The sequence below is a fragment of the Staphylococcus sp. Marseille-Q5304 genome, assembly GCF_943737015.1.
Taxonomy (GTDB): domain Bacteria; phylum Bacillota; class Bacilli; order Staphylococcales; family Staphylococcaceae; genus Staphylococcus; species Staphylococcus hsinchuensis.
In genome coordinates, this window is record NZ_CALSFP010000001.1 from 1,777,256 (window position 1) to 1,794,642 (window position 17,387).

Sequence of the window (17,387 nt, forward strand, 5' to 3'; positions counted from 1 at the left end):
TTTAAATCTCCTCCAAAAACACTTGTGTAATAGAAATACACTTTTCTCTATTTTTATTTATTTCTAATTTAAAGGTATATTTCATAAATTGTCTCACCTTTGATTGATTCAAAAAATACAAATGTGCATGATACCGTTCATTAACATATAAGGTTTGTAGTTGCTGAACTTCTGTTTCTCTCAAGATTAAATTTTTATATCTAAATGGTTGAAACAATTGAAACTCAGGCCATAATTTCGCACAAAATAGTGGTGCAACTTGAGTGAGCGGTTGAATACCAAATAATTGATTATATGCTTTAACTTCTGATGCATCGAATTCAATTTCTAATAACTCATGACCATCTTTCAAATAACGCTGCATTGCCAATACCTCCACCGATGCCCATCGTCGCAATCGTCCGATAGTAGTTTTCCATATAAAATAAACGCGTTACGAGTGCTGCACCACTTGCTCCATATGGATGCCCCGTTGCAAGTGCGCCTCCAAACAAGTTTAATTGCTCATCAGAAATCCCTAATAACTGCTTACTTGCCAAGACTTGTGAGGCAAACGCTTCATTCAATTCCACCGCTTCTATGTCATTTATTGTCAATTGTTGTCTATGTAAAAGTTGTTTAACTGCATTTACTGGACCAATACCTAATATTGTAGGATCAACACCAACCGTTGCACTATCTATAAATCTCATTCCTGTTGTAAATCCAAGACTTTCCGCAGTTTCTCTCTCCATAATGAGAAGTAATACTGCCCCATCATTCTTCATACAACTATTACCAGCTGTCACGGTCCCATCCGTTAATAATGGTTTTAACCGACCGAGTAAAGCAGGCGTCAACCTAGATTTAACACTTTCGTCTTGTTGAAATATAGTTGTTTTTGCCTTTACAGGTATAATTTCTCGGGAAATAATATCTTGCTCATAAGAAGCTATCGTTTTTTGGTGACTCTTCCATGCATATTCATCTTGGGCTTGTCGAGAAATATTATAACGTTGCGCTACATTTTCAGCCGCTTCAATCATCGAAACATCTTGCCCCTCAGGAGCGAATGACGCGCGCTCGAAAAACGCAGGCGTTGGTGCATCATAAACAGATTGGGGCCTCTGAATCTTCCAAGGTGCTCGACTCGTACTTTCTACTCCACCTACGATATAAATCGAACCTGCTTGCGCTTGAATCATACGACAAGCAGTCGTAACTGCATCTAACCCTGAACCACACTGTCTATCTATAGTGACACCAGGGATGGATTTAGACATCCCTGCTTCTAACAATGACTTTCTCGCAATATTGCCGTCATTACCCACAACATTCCCTAAAATAACATCATCCACTTTCGCCATTGCTTCTGGATAATAAGACTGAAAGTGTTGAAATAAAGGTTTAAGCAACATTTCAGGCTCTATGTGTTTCAATGTGCCCCCAAACTTACCGAATGCTGTTCGTTTTGCTGCAACAATCACTGCTTCTTTCATGGCTTATACCTCCCATTTAAATACAAAGACTTCATTTCTGAGCGCGCAATTTTACCACTTGCAGTATAGTTCATACGAGGAACTTGAATTATTTTAGAAGGTATTTGATAACGTGCTAATCGATTTGATAAATACGTTCTTAGCGTTGATTTTGAAAGAGTTTCTGAGGCGGTATACAACATACACGCAATTTCACCAAAGCGATGATGAGGCACCCCCATGACCACTACTTCTTCTATTTCGGGATACGTCATCGCTACCCTTTCAATTACTTGTGGGAACACGTTGCGACCTCCAATTATCATGCGATCATGCTTTCTTCCATGTAGAAATAAATAGCCGTTACAATCGACGGACGCATAATCCCCTGTTTCAATCCAATCAAGTGAATGCATCGATCCACTATCTACGTATCCACTAAATACCATATCACTACACACCTGTAATAACCCTATATGATGTTCATCTTGATGAGATAATTTAACTTCTACATTTGAAAATAACTTCCCAACAGAATGGGTAGGCGCTTGATTATCATAGTTATAACTAATAAAACTCGCTTCTGATGTGCCGAAAAATTCTATCAATACACTCTTTGGAAAGGTATGTCTTACTCTTTCTCTAAAATGGTCATGCAATTTATCACCAGTAGAAAAAATATGATGCGTTTGTGTTAGCTCATCTTTTGTAGCCGTGCACGCTGCGAGCATCGTAGGTACTAAAAACATCGCCACGTTTTGTTGTGCTTGCTCAATATTTTGTAACAAACGTTGGGCATTGAAGTGATGCTGGCCTTCAAAGGTTCTACCACTATATAAAGCATAAACACAAGCATAGAGTGATAACGAATGAGATAAAGGACCAGGAGCCACAATCGTTTCAATTTGATTTAACATCAATGATTCATTCTCTTCAAAAGAAATAATCCACGAATATTCATTTCTATAATAAGCCTTAGGTAAACCTGTTGTACCTGATGTAAATCCAATATGTAATAATCCCTCTATGTCGGATGTAAATTGATTTGTTACGTCCTTATTAATATGTACACGCTGTGTATCATCTACTAAATACGATAAACCGTAATGTCGAATCAATTGATCTTGTTGTTCTCGAGACCAACGATGATCTAATAAACACGGCACACATTCATGCATTAATAATGCTAAATAATATATCATCGTATCCATGGGATGACTTAACGTAAGTCCAACATAAGTTTGTTTAGGAATATGTGCTATGCGATGTTTAATCTGCATTACTCTGTCGTACAATTCTCCATAGTTCAAAGTAGCTTGATCAAATCTAAAAGCACATTGATGAGGGCGTTCTTTTGTATATCGTTTTAATCGATTTAATAATTCCATAATCACACCACTTTTGTTAACTTCGATACAAGTTATCTTAACATTAATTTCTACAATTTGTCTTTTCATCCTATGTGGTAACACGTAACATATTAATCCCAAATAAGCATTATATTGAATCAATTTATGGAAACCATATATTGAATAATCCCATTTTCAACCTTTAAAGTGGAACTTCATCCCAAAAGCAATCAATTTAAAAACAAAAAAGGCATACTCACTAATGAGTATGCCTTGTCTATTGATTAATAAAGATTATTCTAAATTTGCGTGATTACTTTGCATCGTTGTTTCATCGACTTTAAGTGATTTCATTAAGTCTAACACAATACTGTCTAAAAATATTTGTGCAGATTGTTCAAATAAACTACCTAAAGGTTGTGAAGAACCTTCTATGTCATATTTCGTGCCTGCAGGTAATTCAATGACTGCATTTGCTAATTCACCAATAGCCGACTCTGGCTTTGTTGTGAGTAATACAACTTCAGCACCTGCTGATTTCGCTTTATCCGCAAGTAAACGTAAGTGCTCTGTTGAACCAGAACCTGATGCTACGACGAATAAATCATTTTCAGAAATCGATGGTGTTGTTGATTCCCCAACAACATGAGCTTGTTTACCCAATTGGTTTAAACGCATTGCAAAGCTGTTCGCTACGAAACCTGAGCGTCCTTTACCTGCAACAAATACACGTTCACTTTCTACGATACGGTTTAAAAATGTCGTTGCTTCATCACCATTTACATGGGATAATGTTTGTTCTAATTCATCGAGAATTAATCGATAATTTGTAAATTCAGTCATATTATTTACCTTCAATCGCATCTCTGCATTGTTTTGCAGCTGCTACTGGATCGTCAGCATTGGCAATACCGCCACCTACAACAACTAAGTCAGGATCTTCTGCTACGACTTCTTTAATAGTTTCTGGCTTAATGCCTCCGATAACAGCTACTTTAGAGTTATTTATTACTGACTTAACTTGACGTAAGCTTTCTAATGGTGATTCACCTTCTGCTTGTAAATCATAACCTGTATGCACTGCGATATAATCTGCACCTAATTCATCTAATTCTTTCGCACGTTTTTGTAAATCTTGTACAGCAATCATATCTACAAGTAATTCTTTATCATTTTTATGTGCTTCTTCAACTGCTGCTTTGATTGAAGCATCTTCTGCAACACCTAAGATTGTAACTACGTCTGCACCAAATTTAACTGCTTGGCTTACTTCGTAGTCTGCAGCGTCCATGATTTTTAAGTCGGCAAGCACTTTAACACCATCAATGTTATCATTTAAATGTTGTACAGATGGTAAACCTTCATTAATCACAATCGGTGTACCAATTTCTACGATATCTACATAATCTTTCACTTTATTTGCAAGCTCTGCAGCTTCTTCTTTATTTAATAAATCAATTGCTAATTGTAATTCCACTTTAATCATCCTTTCCATTGTTTAAAATGTTCCATAAGTCATGATTAAATATCCCTATTAAATCAATGCTTTTACATTGTTTTCGTACCCTTTTGCATACAATTTAAACGCTAGCCACGTTTAAGGCATCGCCTCATCGTCCACATACACCTCAACATTAGGATGCTCATGTAAGATTGTAGCTGGAACATCAGGATTCACTTTACCCTCTTGTAATCGCATCATTGCTTCTCGTTTAGATTTACCAAAAGCTAATAAAATAATACGTTTCGCTTTAAAGATTGAATTCAATCCCATGGAGATAGCTTGTTTAGGTACTTCAGCTTCATTATCGAAATAACGACTATTCGCTTTAATCGTACTTTCAGTTAAATCTACAACATGTGTTGGACTATCGAAAGGTGTCCCTGGTTCATTGAATCCGATATGACCATTTTCACCAATACCTAATATTTGTATATCTACAGGCCCCTGTTGATTAATTAAACTTTCATAACGTTCCGCTTCTTCTTCTAAATCAGGTGCAACGCCATTGGGTACATGTATTAAATCCTTTGAAAAATGAGGATAAGGATTAAATATAATATCTTGCATATAATGGTGGTAACTTTCTGGATGATCTTGAGACAGACCGACATATTCATCTAAATTGAATGTTTCTATTTGTGACACATCTTGCTTATTTTTTAACAATAACTCTACGAGATAATGATAAACTTCTATCATTGTCCCTCCTGTAGCTAATCCTAATATACTCTTTGGTTGTTCACTGATTTGGTTAAACAGTTCACATGCAACATAAAATGAAGCGTGATCACGAGAACCTAAGTTTGTTATTTTCATAAAAGTACAACCCCCTATGTCATTGAATCAACAAATATATTCACAATCTTCTTAATTATCTAAGTTTCGAACTCACCTTCATTATACGTCTTTAACTATGGAATAAAAGCATTGCGATGAGTACTTTAAAGTCTTATCAATATTTTAAAATTCTTTACAGAAATTGAGCAGAGATATACATTTATTTAACTTTTTCTAGTAAAATAGACAGATAAACATTTCACAATTACATTGTATATAATTTGAGTTAAATAATTAAAATGCCAGTTGACAATCAAAGTGATCGAACTCATCATATATATATTACGATAATTATTATTATTTATTGGGAAGATGTCAGGTTCAAACGAGCAAGGAGGCAACACTTTGGAACAAATAAATGAACAGAAAGTACAAGAAATCCTTTCTTCATACGCAAACCAACCTGTCTACTTACACGTAGAAACGACAAACGGGGCATACGCTGCACACTTTGATCAACGTGTTTTTAATGCAGGTACTTTTTTAAGAAATATCCAAGTCACATACGAACATGCGCAACTTAAAGGTGGAGACAAAGACCCATACAGAGTTGGGCTTAAATTAAAGGATAACGGTTGGACTTATGTTCAAGGGTTAACACATTACGAAATAAACGAGAGAGGCGAATTCCTCTTAGCAGGCTTTAACTACGAAGGTCAACTTGCGGCTGCACTCGAAATTAGCACGCAACCATTTCATGTATAAGGAGGTCGAATAATGGCAGAGGACAGTCAAGTATTAGTTATATTTCCACATCCTGATGATGAAACTTTCTCATCTGCTGGAACATTAGCTAGATATATAGATAACGGCGTACCCGTAACGTATGCTTGTTTAACACTTGGACAAATGGGACGTAACTTAGGCAATCCGCCATTCGCAACACGCGAAACGTTACCTGACATTAGAGAGAAAGAGCTAGAAGACGCAATGGACGCAATTGGCATTACTGACTTACGTAAGATGGGATATCGTGATAAAACGGTAGAATTTGAACCTCACGAAGAAATGGATGCGATGGTGAAATCACTGATTGATGAATTACAGCCATCAGTCATCATTTCATTTTATCCTAAATTCGCAGTACATCCGGATCATGAGGCAACTGCTGAAGCCGTGGTACGCACAGTAGAACGCATGCCTAAAGCAGAACGACCACGCTTACAACTCGTAGCATTTAGCAATGATGCACCTGAAAAACTAGGCGAACCTGACATATTAAATGAAATTGGTGAATACAAAGACGTTAAATTACGTGCATTCGAAGCACATGCATCACAAACAGGTCCATTCTTAAAACAATTAGCAACACCAGATGTCGCTGGAGGCGCACAAAGTTTCTTAGAAGTTGAACCTTATTATATATATAACTTTGAATCTTAAGTGGAGGCAATAGCATGACTGAATTTGATTTATCTACAAGAGCAGGTCGGTGGAAACACTTTGGTTCCGTCGACCCAGTAGAAGGTACGAAACCGACAAATAAAGAGCAGATGACAGATTTACAAAGCACACATAAAAATTTCCTATTTGAAATAGAAGAAGTTGGAATTAAGAACTTAGTTTACCCTGTGCTTGTAGATCGTTTTCAAACTGCAGGAAACTTTAGCTTTTCAACAAGCTTAAACCAAGACGAAAAAGGCATTAACATGAGCCGTATTCTTGAAAGCGTAGAGAAACACTATCATAACGGTATAGAACTCGATTTCAACGCACTTTACCAAATCTTACGTAGCTTACAAGAGAGCATGCAACAAAATGCAGCCGGCCTTGATGTCTCAGCAAAATGGTTCTTTGACCGTTTAAGTCCTGTAACACAAATTAAAGGTGTCGGACATGCAGATGTCACTTATGGTTTAGCAATCGACCAAGATCAAGTGACGCGTAAAGAGGTGACGATTGAAGCGGCTGTTACAACACTTTGTCCATGTTCTAAAGAAATTAGTGAGTATTCTGCGCACAATCAACGCGGTATCGTAACTGTGAAAGCCTATATCGATAAAGATACTGAACTGATGGATAACTTTAAAGAGACGATACTAGATGCGATGGAAGCGAATGCAAGTTCTATCCTCTATCCTATCCTGAAACGTCCAGATGAAAAACGTGTCACTGAACGCGCATATGAAAATCCAAGATTCGTTGAAGACCTTATCCGTTTAATCGCTGCCGACTTAGTAGATTTAGATTGGATCGAAGGTTTCGACATCGAATGTCGTAACGAAGAATCTATTCACCAACATGACGCATTCGCGAAGTTAAAATATAGAAAATAAGCAAGAGGTCGGGACAAAAGCGTTTAGAATTTGAGCAGAACCGTACAAAGAGGCGAAACTGTTCTTTAGTTTAACGAATTGTACGAGTTTCTGCCGAAAATTCTGCTTTTGGTACGCCGTATATCGGTTTCCCAGCGCACAAAGTCAAAATGTCCTCCCCCCCTCACAGATATAACAAACGCCATTGAAACAAGCTGTACGCTATTCCAATGGCGTTTTTTCTCGATTTAAATAAATTGAGTATATCCACTATACAAATGAAGGATGATTTTTAACCTTTTTCGTCGCTATTTTTAAAAATACTATTCATTACAACACAAATCATGAATAAAATGATAACCACCGTAAAACTATGCGGTAGATTTTCTAAACAAAACCAACTAATATCGAAACCTGCATAATGATTTAGATTTTGAATAAAAAACCTTGTTACAAGTAAAAACGTTAAAATTACTGTCATAACACTTGTTAATTTTTCTATAATTTTTAACATGATTAACTTTGCCCCTTAGCTTTAACTTTCACTTTCCAATACGTAAACATTCTTAAAATATATTCTAAAGGCCCATATCTAAAGTATTTTTGATACCATGATGCTAAAAATATTTGAATGACATATATCCCTATAAATCCTAGAGAAGTATAAATTAGTATATTTTTCCCAAATAAGCCTAAACCGTAACTATATAATACGAGTGTCCCAATAATACTTTGCATAATGTACATTGTTAAAGACATCTTCCCCATATTTTCAAGACCTCTGAAAATTTTAAAAGTGGTGTATTTTTGATATAAATATTTGAATAAACATATATAGCCAAAAGCTAATAGTATTCCGAAAATATTATTTAAACTACCACTCACGCCTTCATTGTCTAGCCATAATATGGATGATTTTAATACTAAACTAATAGGTATTAAATATATAAATAGTTTAGACGACCAAAATGATTTTGCAGTTTTTTCGAACCATTTGTATCTTGAAAGACAAATTCCTAAAGTGAAAATAGGAATTTGTAAAAGTATGGCTCCTATAAAGAATAAACCTACTCCTTTTCCATTTCCTAATTGTTGTTCTAAGTCTTCAAACTTAGGATTTTCAGTCAAATTTTCAACATTTCTTATATCTGCATAACTTCCATTACCAAATATTTCTTTAATGTCATGAATATAATTAATTTTATCTTGAGCACTTATTGAACTCTCTGCTTGTCCAAATATTGACAAACTAAATATCAAGACAATTATAGAAAAACCTATAATCGTAAACCATTTAAAGTATTTCTTATTTAACGATATAAAAGGAATAATCATTAACATTGCAAGACCGTAAGTTGTTAATATATCCCCTTCCCAAATAAATAAGCCATGTAGTAAACCAAGTACGATTAAAAAGAACGCTCTTCTCAATAACTTTAATTTCGGTCTTTTCATTTGTCTCCACTTCATTGATTGATATAATTTATCCATTGAAAAACCAAATAAAATGGCAAATATCGGCATAAAACTGCCTTCAAATACAATCAATATCAAATTAAATACACTTTGATTTGCGGTATCTAAATGAAAATATTCTATGAAGCTATGACCTGATAAGCCAAATTGAAATATTAATAAATTGGCCATAAATATCCCTAACAAACAAAATCCTCTTAGTCCATCTGCGACTTCTATTCTTTTCATCTCTCTCACCTCAATGATGATGTTAGCAATCCAAAATAAAATCACACTTATATTAACCTTAAATGTATCTTAAATTTATAATTTCAGGTAGAAATCATTTAATTAGACATATAAAATTAAAAATAGATTGAGGTGTATAAGATGAATGGAAAAATATTAATAATAGAAGATGATCATGATATACAAACTTTAATAAAAATTGCGTTGTCGAATAAACAATTTGGCAATATTTATACTGCCGATGATATACAAAGTGCAGAAAAGCTATTACGCTCGTATACTTTTAACGTCGTACTACTAGATTTAAACTTAAAGTCGGAGAATGGATATCAACTTGTTAAATATTTAAATAATAATGTAACTAAATTAATTGTTGTGACAGCTAAAGATACTGACCTTGATGTCTATAAAGGATTTGAACATGGTGCAGTAGATTACGTTAAAAAGCCATTTGACCCAATTGAACTAGCATTTAGAGTAGGTGTACACATAGAAAAAAACAATATACATAAAAATGGTAATTTAGTCGTTAATTTTGATACTACCGATGTCTCTTTAAATGGCGAACCGATTAGTTTAACTACGAGAGAATATGATTTACTAGAATATTTTATTGAAAATAAAAATCAAATTCTTACTAAAAATCAAATATACGACCGTGTGTGGGGATATTCAGTAAGCGTGGACGACAATACGTTAATGGTACATATAAGGATGTTACGAAAGAAAATTGAAAATGATGCAAATACGCCCCAATTTATTCAAACAATTCGTGGCAAAGGCTACATTTATAGGAGCTAATCATATGAACAAACGATTTACTTTGAAAATTTTTAAATATATTTTTATATTTTTAACTATAACGTTAATCATCATGAGTATTGGAATTGTTTTGTTTTTTACCAATATAACTAAATTAGTTTATTTAGATTTAAATGAAGTAGACGAGTTTTATACAGACCTAGCAATATCTAAAAAAGGTCATACTTATGATCCAGAAGACAACTTCAAACGTATGCTAAAAGAAAAAAACGCAAAATTATATATTACCGACAATCGAGGAAATACAAAATACCCTAGTAAACATAAAAATATAAAAAAATTAATTGTTAATAACATCAATAATACAAAAGCAATTCCCTTCAAAAACAAAAACACCAACGTTATTATTATTTATCCCAAAAAAGAAAATATTAAATTGAAAAATACAAACGAAATTAATACTAAAAAATTAATAAAGAGTCTGTACATAAATAATTTAAATCCATATCAACATCACATCGTAGACGGGAAACTCAAATATACTAAAAACCCTGCAGCTAGAAAAATTATTTATGGTCAAGATGATGACTTATCCACCGTTGAAAAAAAGACACTCATATTTATATTTGTAGTTATCTTATTGTTATTCTTACTTAACTTTCTATTTGTAATTATTTTCGCAATTATTATTTCCAAACGACTTACTAAACCTTTATTTTTCTATACCGATTGGATTGCAAATTTATCAGCAGGAAAGTTATTTAAACCAAGTTCTAAACATTACAATAAAAGAAGTAAAAAGTTATTCAAAGAACTTAATGATTCAGTAGAAACACTAAATACCCAACTTACTCAAAACAGGATATATCAAAATCAAATTAACTACTATAGAGAAAAATGGTTAAATCAAATTTCTCATGATTTAAAGTCACCTTTAACTTCGATATATGGTTATGCTAGATTACTTTCAATTCAAACAGAAGATGTCCACAAACATTCAGAACTCATCGCAGATAAAGCTTCTTACATGAGTAAACTCATAAGCAGTTTGAACGAAAACTTTAAAAATGAAACTGATCAAATGAAATTGCACAAAGAAAAATTCAATGTGACAAAGACTTTCGATGAACTTATTAGATCAATCCAATATGATAAATTCAAATTAAATAACCATTTACACGATGATGAATTTTACGGAAATAAACTTTATTTCCAAAGAATGTTGATGAATTTAATTGACAATAGTATTGATCATAATAAATTCAACCCCTTCATTGAGGTCACTTTAGAAAATGATGGAGATTTTTTACTTATTGATTATAAAGACGACGGCATTGGACTCAAAGAAGATATTTTTGATCAATTATTCAATTCGAAATATACAACTAAAGAAAATAAACAGAATCATGGTTTAGGAACGATGATTATTAAAGAAGTGATAGATTATCATAATGGGAAATTTAAAATTTTACCAACAGAAAAAGGAGTACATTTTAAAATTTACTTAAAACATGATCATTAGCATTTTAACAGTAAATAATCATCCACTAATACACAAACGTAGTATTAATGACGAGTCTCCTGAGGGAGCAGTGCCAGTCGAAGACCAAGGCTGAGACGGCACCCTAAGAAAGCGAAGTCAGAGAATACGTAGTATTATATATAAAAGAAGCACAAAGATGGCTTGAAATTGAAAATCATCTTTGTGCTATTATTTTGGGTTTATGTTCCATACTTTTTTATTAGTTATTTTCAAAAGTAGTTGTGTAATGTCGTCATGAATTGATTAAATACGGGTGTTTGCATCACATCTTCTCGATGTACGAAATAAATAGGTACTTGTTCAAAAGGACTGGAGAGTTCATAAACATCGAAGTCGTTGTGGTACCCTTCTTTTAATACAGATTTGGGCAGCATTGCAAATCCTAATTCAGCTTGCACGCATCCTAGAATACCATCTAAAGTATTTAAGGTGATGTAGTTATTGACTTGAACTTGATGATAGTCGAGCCAATTTTCACAGTAGCCTCTATAGAAACACCCTTCTACAAAGACGATAATGTTATGCGGTTGATGACTTTCCAATGGGTTACCATAACCTTTAGCTGTAATGACGACTAACGTTTCGTTGTATAAATGTAACGCTGATAAAGATGGGTCGTTGACTTCACCTGATAAAAACGCACCTTCAATCTTCCGATGTCTGATTTGTTGCAATAGTTGTGCCGTCGCATTGGTCGAAATTTGTAGTTGTACATCTGGTTTCTCTTGACGAAACGCACTTAGTACATTAGGTAATACCGTAGCAGCAATAGTTTCAATTGATCCAAAATGAAATGGTGCAGATGTGCCACCTAACAATGTTTGCTCAGCCTCATTTATACGATCTAATATTTGATTCGCATAAGTTAACAATACTTTCCCATCAGGTGTAGGCGTTACTGATTTTTTATCACGGTACAATAATTGAGTTCGGTAATGATCTTCTAGTCTTTTTATCTTAGCAGTGACATTAGACTGTACAAAGTTCAATTCGGTCGCTGCTCTCGTAAAGCTCTGCAATTCAACAACTTTTTTAAAGGCTTTGAGATCTTCAATATTCATTTATATCTCTCCACGTTTCTTTATTTTAAAGCTGATTATACTACAAAATAACCCAATTAATAATACGGCTGTTGCGAAGATTAAAGCAGCATTATAGTTATTCCCTTCACCAATGAGCACACCTGCAATCGACGGCGCAATCATCTGGCCAATACTGTATACAATCGTTAAAGTAGCTACAAGATTCGTCTTACTCGTCGTCTGATACATCAATGTTTGACCCTGAGACATAAAGAGTGTCGTTAAGCCTAAAAAGGTACCCCCAAATAGTAAAGCACTTATAATTAAACTGAGACTATGGTGCGATATAACAGGACATATGACACCGATGATTTGCAGTACAAATGCACTATATATCGCTTTGTTGAACCCATACTTTTCAGCGATAATTGACCACACAACTGTTGAAGGTATCGCTCCGAGACCGACAAACATCCAACTGAGCGCTGCATAATTCGATAGTTCAGGAATGGATTTGACTATAGATACTAAGAAAGTACCTGTAACAATGTAACCTGCACCTTCACAGAAATAAGCAATATAATAAAAGCCTATAAATTTCTTATTTAACGTTGTAGTTGGGGTTTTTATACTTTCACTTTGTTGCTCATGTCCAGAGGACTTACGCGTGTTGTTTTGTTGTATCACTGGATTTTCTTTCATAAATAACACTACACATAGCCCTAACGCGAGCGAAATAACGCCGAGGATAACCCATGTGAGCGACCATGTCTTCGTATTAGTAAATAATAATACAAAAATACTACTCAAGAACAATCCGATTCCGACAGCACTATACAGAAATCCGGATATACTACCTTTTCTTGCTAGCTTTAACGCCTCTAACACAACATTTGAAGCAAGTACAAATACTGTCCCGCTCGTAATCCCCGAAATTAATCGTAGGATATTCCAAATAATATAATCATCAGTTAAACCTGTAGCAATTGTCGTTACGATATTAATGATTAAATAAATCTTTATATCGGTTACTTTACTCTTAAACACGTACCACATAGGAATCATCGCGCCAATGAGATAACCTAAATAGTTAACAGACGCCAGTAAACTCGCCTGTTGGTTCGTCATATTTGTTCCATGTTGCATAAATGGCATCATCGGTGTATAAACAAACCTTCCAATTGCCATGACGATTAATAATGCACACATGCCTAATAATAATTGTCGATAAGCATGTTTGACCACAGTCATTCCTCCCTTTTATGTATATAAGTTGAGTATACATCTACATAATCATTAATAAAAATGATTGTTTTTGATATTTAGGATTAATAATAATGATTGATAACACCATGGTCGTTCACTAAAATTTTAGACACGTTGCAATCTATAAATAATTGCACATAAAAAAACCAGTAAATGAATTAATTAAACTCATTTACTGGTTGATTAGTCTAGAATTTATATCCTATTATCCATTAACTAAAACAATCACATTAATTAACATTCAACTTATTTTAAATGTTCATATGGACTATTATTCGCAAATGATACGATTTGATCTACGAATAATTTACAACGTAATTGGAATTCGTTGTTATCAAGATAATATGTGCCGTCCTCTAATTTATTATAATCTGAATCATGTGTTGCAATTTGTGTTGGTACTGCAATACCTAATAATGTACGTACGATTAGACGTAAATGTGATAATGGTTCCGCACTCACGATACCACCACTATTTCCAACTAGACCAACAGGTTTCATTTTGAAATCATCCATTGTTAAATGATCTAAAGCATTTTTCAAAATGCCTGAGAATGAACCGTGGTAGTTTGGTGTACCTAATACGAAGAAATCAGCTTCTCTAGCTTTAGATTGTAGTGATTTAACATTATTTAAATAAGCTTCACTTGGTTCTGATGCACCTGAAACATCTAATTGATGAATTGGTGTTTCCGCTAAATCAAAGATATCAACTTCGATATCATGCTCTCCAAAGTGTCCTTTCAAATAATGTGCTAATGCGTTTGTATGTGAGCCTGATTTTGCGCTGCCTACGATGGTTAAACCTTTCATTATTACTTCCACCTCATATTATAAATTATTATTTTCTTTTAGTAATTTCATAATTGCTTTACCTACGCCACTTTCTTCATTTGAAGTTGTGACAAACTCGGCCTCTGACTTCACCGCTTCTTCAGCGTTGCCCATTGCTACCGGATGACCTACACGTTCTAACATAGAAACATCATTTAAATTATCGCCAATCGCTACGACATCTTTTAAATCAATCTTTAAACGATCTGCTATCGTTTCTAAAGCGATACCTTTTTGTGCATCAGCATGTGTAATTTCTAAATTACCTCTAGATGAAGAAGATACGGCTAAGTTACTCGCTTCTGATAACTGGACTTTAACACGGTCGATCTTTTCTAAATCACTATCAAATGCCAGAATCTTCATTACAATTTCGCCTGGCGTTTGCTCAATCTTATCGTAATTGTCAACGACCTTTAATGTACCATTATCGATACGTTTCTGGATTCCAGCTTGTATCTTTTCAACATCCGCTTTCTGTCCAGCTCGTTCAGCGATATCAACATATATGTCTAAATCACGTTGAGGGTCTTCCGTATATATTCCAAAGTTTGTATAAACTTGATAATAAATATCTTCAGCTTTCAACGTAGTTGTTACTCTTTTAATTAATTCATGATTTAAATTTGAAGTACTCATGATATTGAATGATTCATCTCTAACTTCAGCGCCATTTAAACAGATATACGGAACTTGCAAATCTGTTTGACTGATTGGTGTATTTGCCTCATAAAAAGCTCTACCCGTAGCAATCACTACAGTAATACCTTGTGATTGTGCATATTTAATCGCTTGAATATTCTCTTCAGAGACTTCGTGTGCTGCATTGAGTAATGTTCCATCCATATCTGTCGCAATTAGTTTTATCATGCATTTTCCTCATTTCTGATGATTATCCATCATACATTTAACGTTATAATGTAAAGATTAATGATGTTGTAACACAAACTATTTTAACAAATTATCAAACATTTGTATTATCGTCTGTTTGTATGATTTTTTTATTTTTTCTCAATTTTTTAAAAAAGTTAGTGAGTAATTGGCTACATTGTTGTTCTAGTACCCCTGTAGTTACTTCAGCACGATGATTAAATCGTGGTTCAGCAATTAAATTCATTAAACTGCCTGCACAGCCGCCTTTAGGGTCTTCAGCACCATAAACGACACGTGGTATTCTACTCATCACAATCGTACCTGCACACATCGCACATGGTTCCAGTGTGACATATAACGTACATCGTTCTAATCTCCAGCTCCCTATCACTGTAGCAGCTCTTTGAATCGCAATATGTTCAGCGTGAGCAGTTGGGTCTTGTAGTGTTTCACGTAAATTGTGTGCACGTGCAATCACTTCTTCATCTCTAACGATGATGGCACCTATAGGCACCTCACCTATTTGCTCTGCTTTCTTGGCTTCTTCTATTGCAATTTCCATATATTTTTGATCAACCCTCATGTGTCTCACACCTCACATATGATACAATATTGAATGTCTATTTTAACATTGGAGTGTTCAATATGAAAAAAACTTTTATCGCTATCGAAGGCCCAATTGGCGTTGGGAAGTCTTCTTTAACTCATAAACTTAGTCAAACTTATCACTTCTATGAAGAGAATGAAATTATAGATGAAAATCCATTTCTATCCGATTTCTACGACGATATTTCAACTTGGAGTTTTCAAACAGAAATGTTTTTCTTATGTAATCGTTACAAACAATTTCAAGATATTGAACACATCAATTCAGGTGTAGTAAGCGACTATCATATATATAAAAATAAAATCTTCGCTAGTAATACACTATCACAAGATGAATTTGATAAGTTTTCAAGAATTTATAATATACTCACCGAAGATTTAGAAATGCCGAATGTAATTATTTTCCTAGATGCTGATTTAAATGTTTTAAAATCTCGTATCGCCAAGCGTAATCGTAGCTTTGAACACCATATTGAAGACGATTATTTGCTCAATCTAAAGCGTGATTATCAACGATTCTATGAGTCAATGAAATCTGCAGAAACACAAGTTATCCGTATTGATACGACTAATCTGGATTTCGTCAATAATGATGCGGACTATCAACAAATTTTAAATTTAGTAGAACCACTCATTGGAGGTTATAAACATGAATAAATATGGTATCCCTCAAGATGCGATTATTACAGTTGCGGGTACAGTAGGTGTAGGTAAGTCCACGTTGACACGTGCGCTAGCCGAGCGATTGAATTTCCGCACTTCGTTCGAAAATGTAGATCATAACCCTTATTTAGATAAATTTTATCATGACTTTGAACGTTGGAGTTTCCATTTACAAATTTACTTCTTAGCTGAACGCTTTAAAGAACAAAAACGCATGTTTGAATATGGTGGCGGGTTTGTGCAAGATCGCTCAATTTATGAAGATGTCGATATCTTTGCGAAAATGCACCAACTTCAAGGAACGATGAGTGAAGATGATTTCAAAACATACTCAGAATTGTTTAATGCAATGGTCATGACACCTTACTTCCCGAAACCTGATGTATTAATTTATTTGGAATGCGATTACGATGAAGTAATAGAACGTATTAATCAACGTGGTCGTCAAATGGAGATGGAAACAGACCCTGAATATTGGAAGAAATTATATACACGTTACGAAGAATGGATTCGCGATTTCAATGCTTGCCCAGTCGTGCGCGTCAATATCAATGAATATGATCTGCTCGAAGATCCTGATTCATTAGAACCTGTTATAGAAAAAATAAGCCGTATTATTAGTGCGTATCGCAATGTCGATCAACGTTAGACAATCTATGAATAAAAAACCAACGCAAGAGATTAAATCAATCTTTTGCGTTGGTTTTTATAT

The 17,387-nt window shown here is 34.2% G+C and carries 20 protein-coding genes; 7 read left to right on the forward strand and 13 right to left on the reverse strand.

The window, feature by feature from the left end; translation table 11 throughout:
• Window position 1: 1 nt before the first annotated feature.
• The 6 genes from NGI30_RS08835 to nagB form a co-directional block, all read right to left on the reverse strand.
• Complete coding sequence (locus NGI30_RS08835; RefSeq protein ID WP_251518701.1) at window positions 2–364, reverse strand: VraC family protein; 363 nt, start codon at window positions 362–364, stop codon at window positions 2–4.
• Window positions 336–1,478 carry a thiolase family protein gene (locus NGI30_RS08840; protein ID WP_251518699.1) on the reverse strand — a complete coding sequence of 381 codons (1,143 nt, stop codon included), beginning with the start codon at window positions 1,476–1,478 and terminating at the stop codon, window positions 336–338. The genes NGI30_RS08835 and NGI30_RS08840 overlap by 29 nt, the downstream gene beginning before the upstream one ends.
• On the reverse strand, window positions 1,475–2,914 hold the full coding sequence (locus NGI30_RS08845) for an AMP-binding protein (protein WP_251518697.1): 1,440 nt from the start codon (window positions 2,912–2,914) through the stop codon (window positions 1,475–1,477). The genes NGI30_RS08840 and NGI30_RS08845 overlap by 4 nt, the downstream gene beginning before the upstream one ends.
• A gap of 186 nt (window positions 2,915–3,100) precedes the next feature.
• Window positions 3,101–3,649, reverse strand: coding sequence for a 6-phospho-3-hexuloisomerase (hxlB, locus tag NGI30_RS08850; RefSeq protein ID WP_251518694.1), 549 nt, complete (start codon window positions 3,647–3,649; stop codon window positions 3,101–3,103).
• A 1-nt stretch (window position 3,650) separates the two neighbouring features.
• Window positions 3,651–4,283: a 3-hexulose-6-phosphate synthase gene (hxlA, locus tag NGI30_RS08855; RefSeq protein WP_251943390.1), complete on the reverse strand. Its 633-nt coding sequence runs from the start codon at window positions 4,281–4,283 to the stop codon at window positions 3,651–3,653.
• A 120-nt stretch (window positions 4,284–4,403) separates the two neighbouring features.
• On the reverse strand, window positions 4,404–5,126 hold the full coding sequence (gene nagB, locus NGI30_RS08860; RefSeq protein WP_251943392.1) for a glucosamine-6-phosphate deaminase: 723 nt from the start codon (window positions 5,124–5,126) through the stop codon (window positions 4,404–4,406).
• Between the two features lie 333 nt (window positions 5,127–5,459).
• Here nagB and NGI30_RS08865 point away from each other — a divergent pair, with 333 nt between their 5' ends.
• The 3 genes from NGI30_RS08865 to folE2 are packed head-to-tail and all read left to right on the forward strand — an operon-like array spanning window position 5,460 to window position 7,423.
• Entirely contained in the window at window positions 5,460–5,852 is a 393-nt protein-coding gene (locus NGI30_RS08865) for a YojF family protein (RefSeq protein ID WP_251518688.1), read from the forward strand.
• Window positions 5,853–5,864: 12 nt separating this feature from the next.
• Window positions 5,865–6,530, forward strand: a complete 666-nt coding sequence (gene bshB2, locus NGI30_RS08870; RefSeq protein WP_251518686.1) for a bacillithiol biosynthesis deacetylase BshB2 — start codon at window positions 5,865–5,867, stop codon at window positions 6,528–6,530.
• 14 nt (window positions 6,531–6,544) lie between these two features.
• Complete coding sequence (gene folE2 / locus NGI30_RS08875) at window positions 6,545–7,423, forward strand: GTP cyclohydrolase FolE2 (protein ID WP_251518684.1); 879 nt, start codon at window positions 6,545–6,547, stop codon at window positions 7,421–7,423.
• Between the two features lie 271 nt (window positions 7,424–7,694).
• Here folE2 and NGI30_RS08880 read toward each other — a convergent pair whose 3' ends face one another.
• On the reverse strand, window positions 7,695–7,916 hold the full coding sequence (locus NGI30_RS08880) for a hypothetical protein (protein ID WP_251518682.1): 222 nt from the start codon (window positions 7,914–7,916) through the stop codon (window positions 7,695–7,697).
• Between the two features lie 2 nt (window positions 7,917–7,918).
• Window positions 7,919–9,106: a DUF418 domain-containing protein gene (locus NGI30_RS08885; protein WP_251518680.1), complete on the reverse strand. Its 1,188-nt coding sequence runs from the start codon at window positions 9,104–9,106 to the stop codon at window positions 7,919–7,921.
• A 141-nt stretch (window positions 9,107–9,247) separates the two neighbouring features.
• Here NGI30_RS08885 and NGI30_RS08890 point away from each other — a divergent pair, with 141 nt between their 5' ends.
• Both NGI30_RS08890 and NGI30_RS08895 read left to right on the forward strand, forming a co-directional pair.
• A complete protein-coding gene (locus NGI30_RS08890) occupies window positions 9,248–9,907 on the forward strand; it encodes a response regulator transcription factor (RefSeq protein ID WP_251518678.1) in 660 nt (219 codons plus the stop codon).
• Window positions 9,908–9,911: 4 nt separating this feature from the next.
• Window positions 9,912–11,390, forward strand: a complete 1,479-nt coding sequence (locus tag NGI30_RS08895; RefSeq protein ID WP_251943393.1) for a sensor histidine kinase — start codon at window positions 9,912–9,914, stop codon at window positions 11,388–11,390.
• A gap of 230 nt (window positions 11,391–11,620) precedes the next feature.
• Here the strand turns inward: NGI30_RS08895 and NGI30_RS08900 are convergent, their stop codons facing one another.
• From NGI30_RS08900 to tadA, 5 genes are all read right to left on the reverse strand, one after another.
• Window positions 11,621–12,472 (reverse strand): LysR family transcriptional regulator, encoded by an 852-nt coding sequence (locus NGI30_RS08900; RefSeq protein ID WP_251518674.1) that lies wholly within the window; start codon window positions 12,470–12,472, stop codon window positions 11,621–11,623.
• Window positions 12,473–13,678: a YbfB/YjiJ family MFS transporter gene (locus tag NGI30_RS08905; protein ID WP_418129283.1), complete on the reverse strand. Its 1,206-nt coding sequence runs from the start codon at window positions 13,676–13,678 to the stop codon at window positions 12,473–12,475.
• A gap of 267 nt (window positions 13,679–13,945) precedes the next feature.
• Window positions 13,946–14,512, reverse strand: coding sequence for an NADPH-dependent FMN reductase (locus NGI30_RS08910; RefSeq protein ID WP_251943394.1), 567 nt, complete (start codon window positions 14,510–14,512; stop codon window positions 13,946–13,948).
• Window positions 14,513–14,530: 18 nt separating this feature from the next.
• Window positions 14,531–15,403, reverse strand: coding sequence for a Cof-type HAD-IIB family hydrolase (locus NGI30_RS08915; RefSeq protein WP_251518668.1), 873 nt, complete (start codon window positions 15,401–15,403; stop codon window positions 14,531–14,533).
• A gap of 94 nt (window positions 15,404–15,497) precedes the next feature.
• The gene (gene tadA / locus NGI30_RS08920; protein ID WP_251943396.1) at window positions 15,498–15,989 is read right to left on the reverse strand and encodes a tRNA adenosine(34) deaminase TadA; all 492 of its coding nucleotides are present in this window, start codon (window positions 15,987–15,989) and stop codon (window positions 15,498–15,500) included.
• Window positions 15,990–16,051: 62 nt separating this feature from the next.
• Between tadA and NGI30_RS08925 the strand changes: the two genes are divergently transcribed.
• Together NGI30_RS08925 and NGI30_RS08930 are read left to right on the forward strand one after the other, a co-directional pair.
• Entirely contained in the window at window positions 16,052–16,669 is a 618-nt protein-coding gene (locus NGI30_RS08925) for a deoxynucleoside kinase (RefSeq protein WP_251518664.1), read from the forward strand.
• Window positions 16,662–17,324, forward strand: coding sequence for a deoxynucleoside kinase (locus tag NGI30_RS08930; RefSeq protein ID WP_251518662.1), 663 nt, complete (start codon window positions 16,662–16,664; stop codon window positions 17,322–17,324). Before NGI30_RS08925 ends, NGI30_RS08930 begins: the two co-directional genes overlap by 8 nt.
• Window positions 17,325–17,387 lie beyond the last annotated feature (63 nt).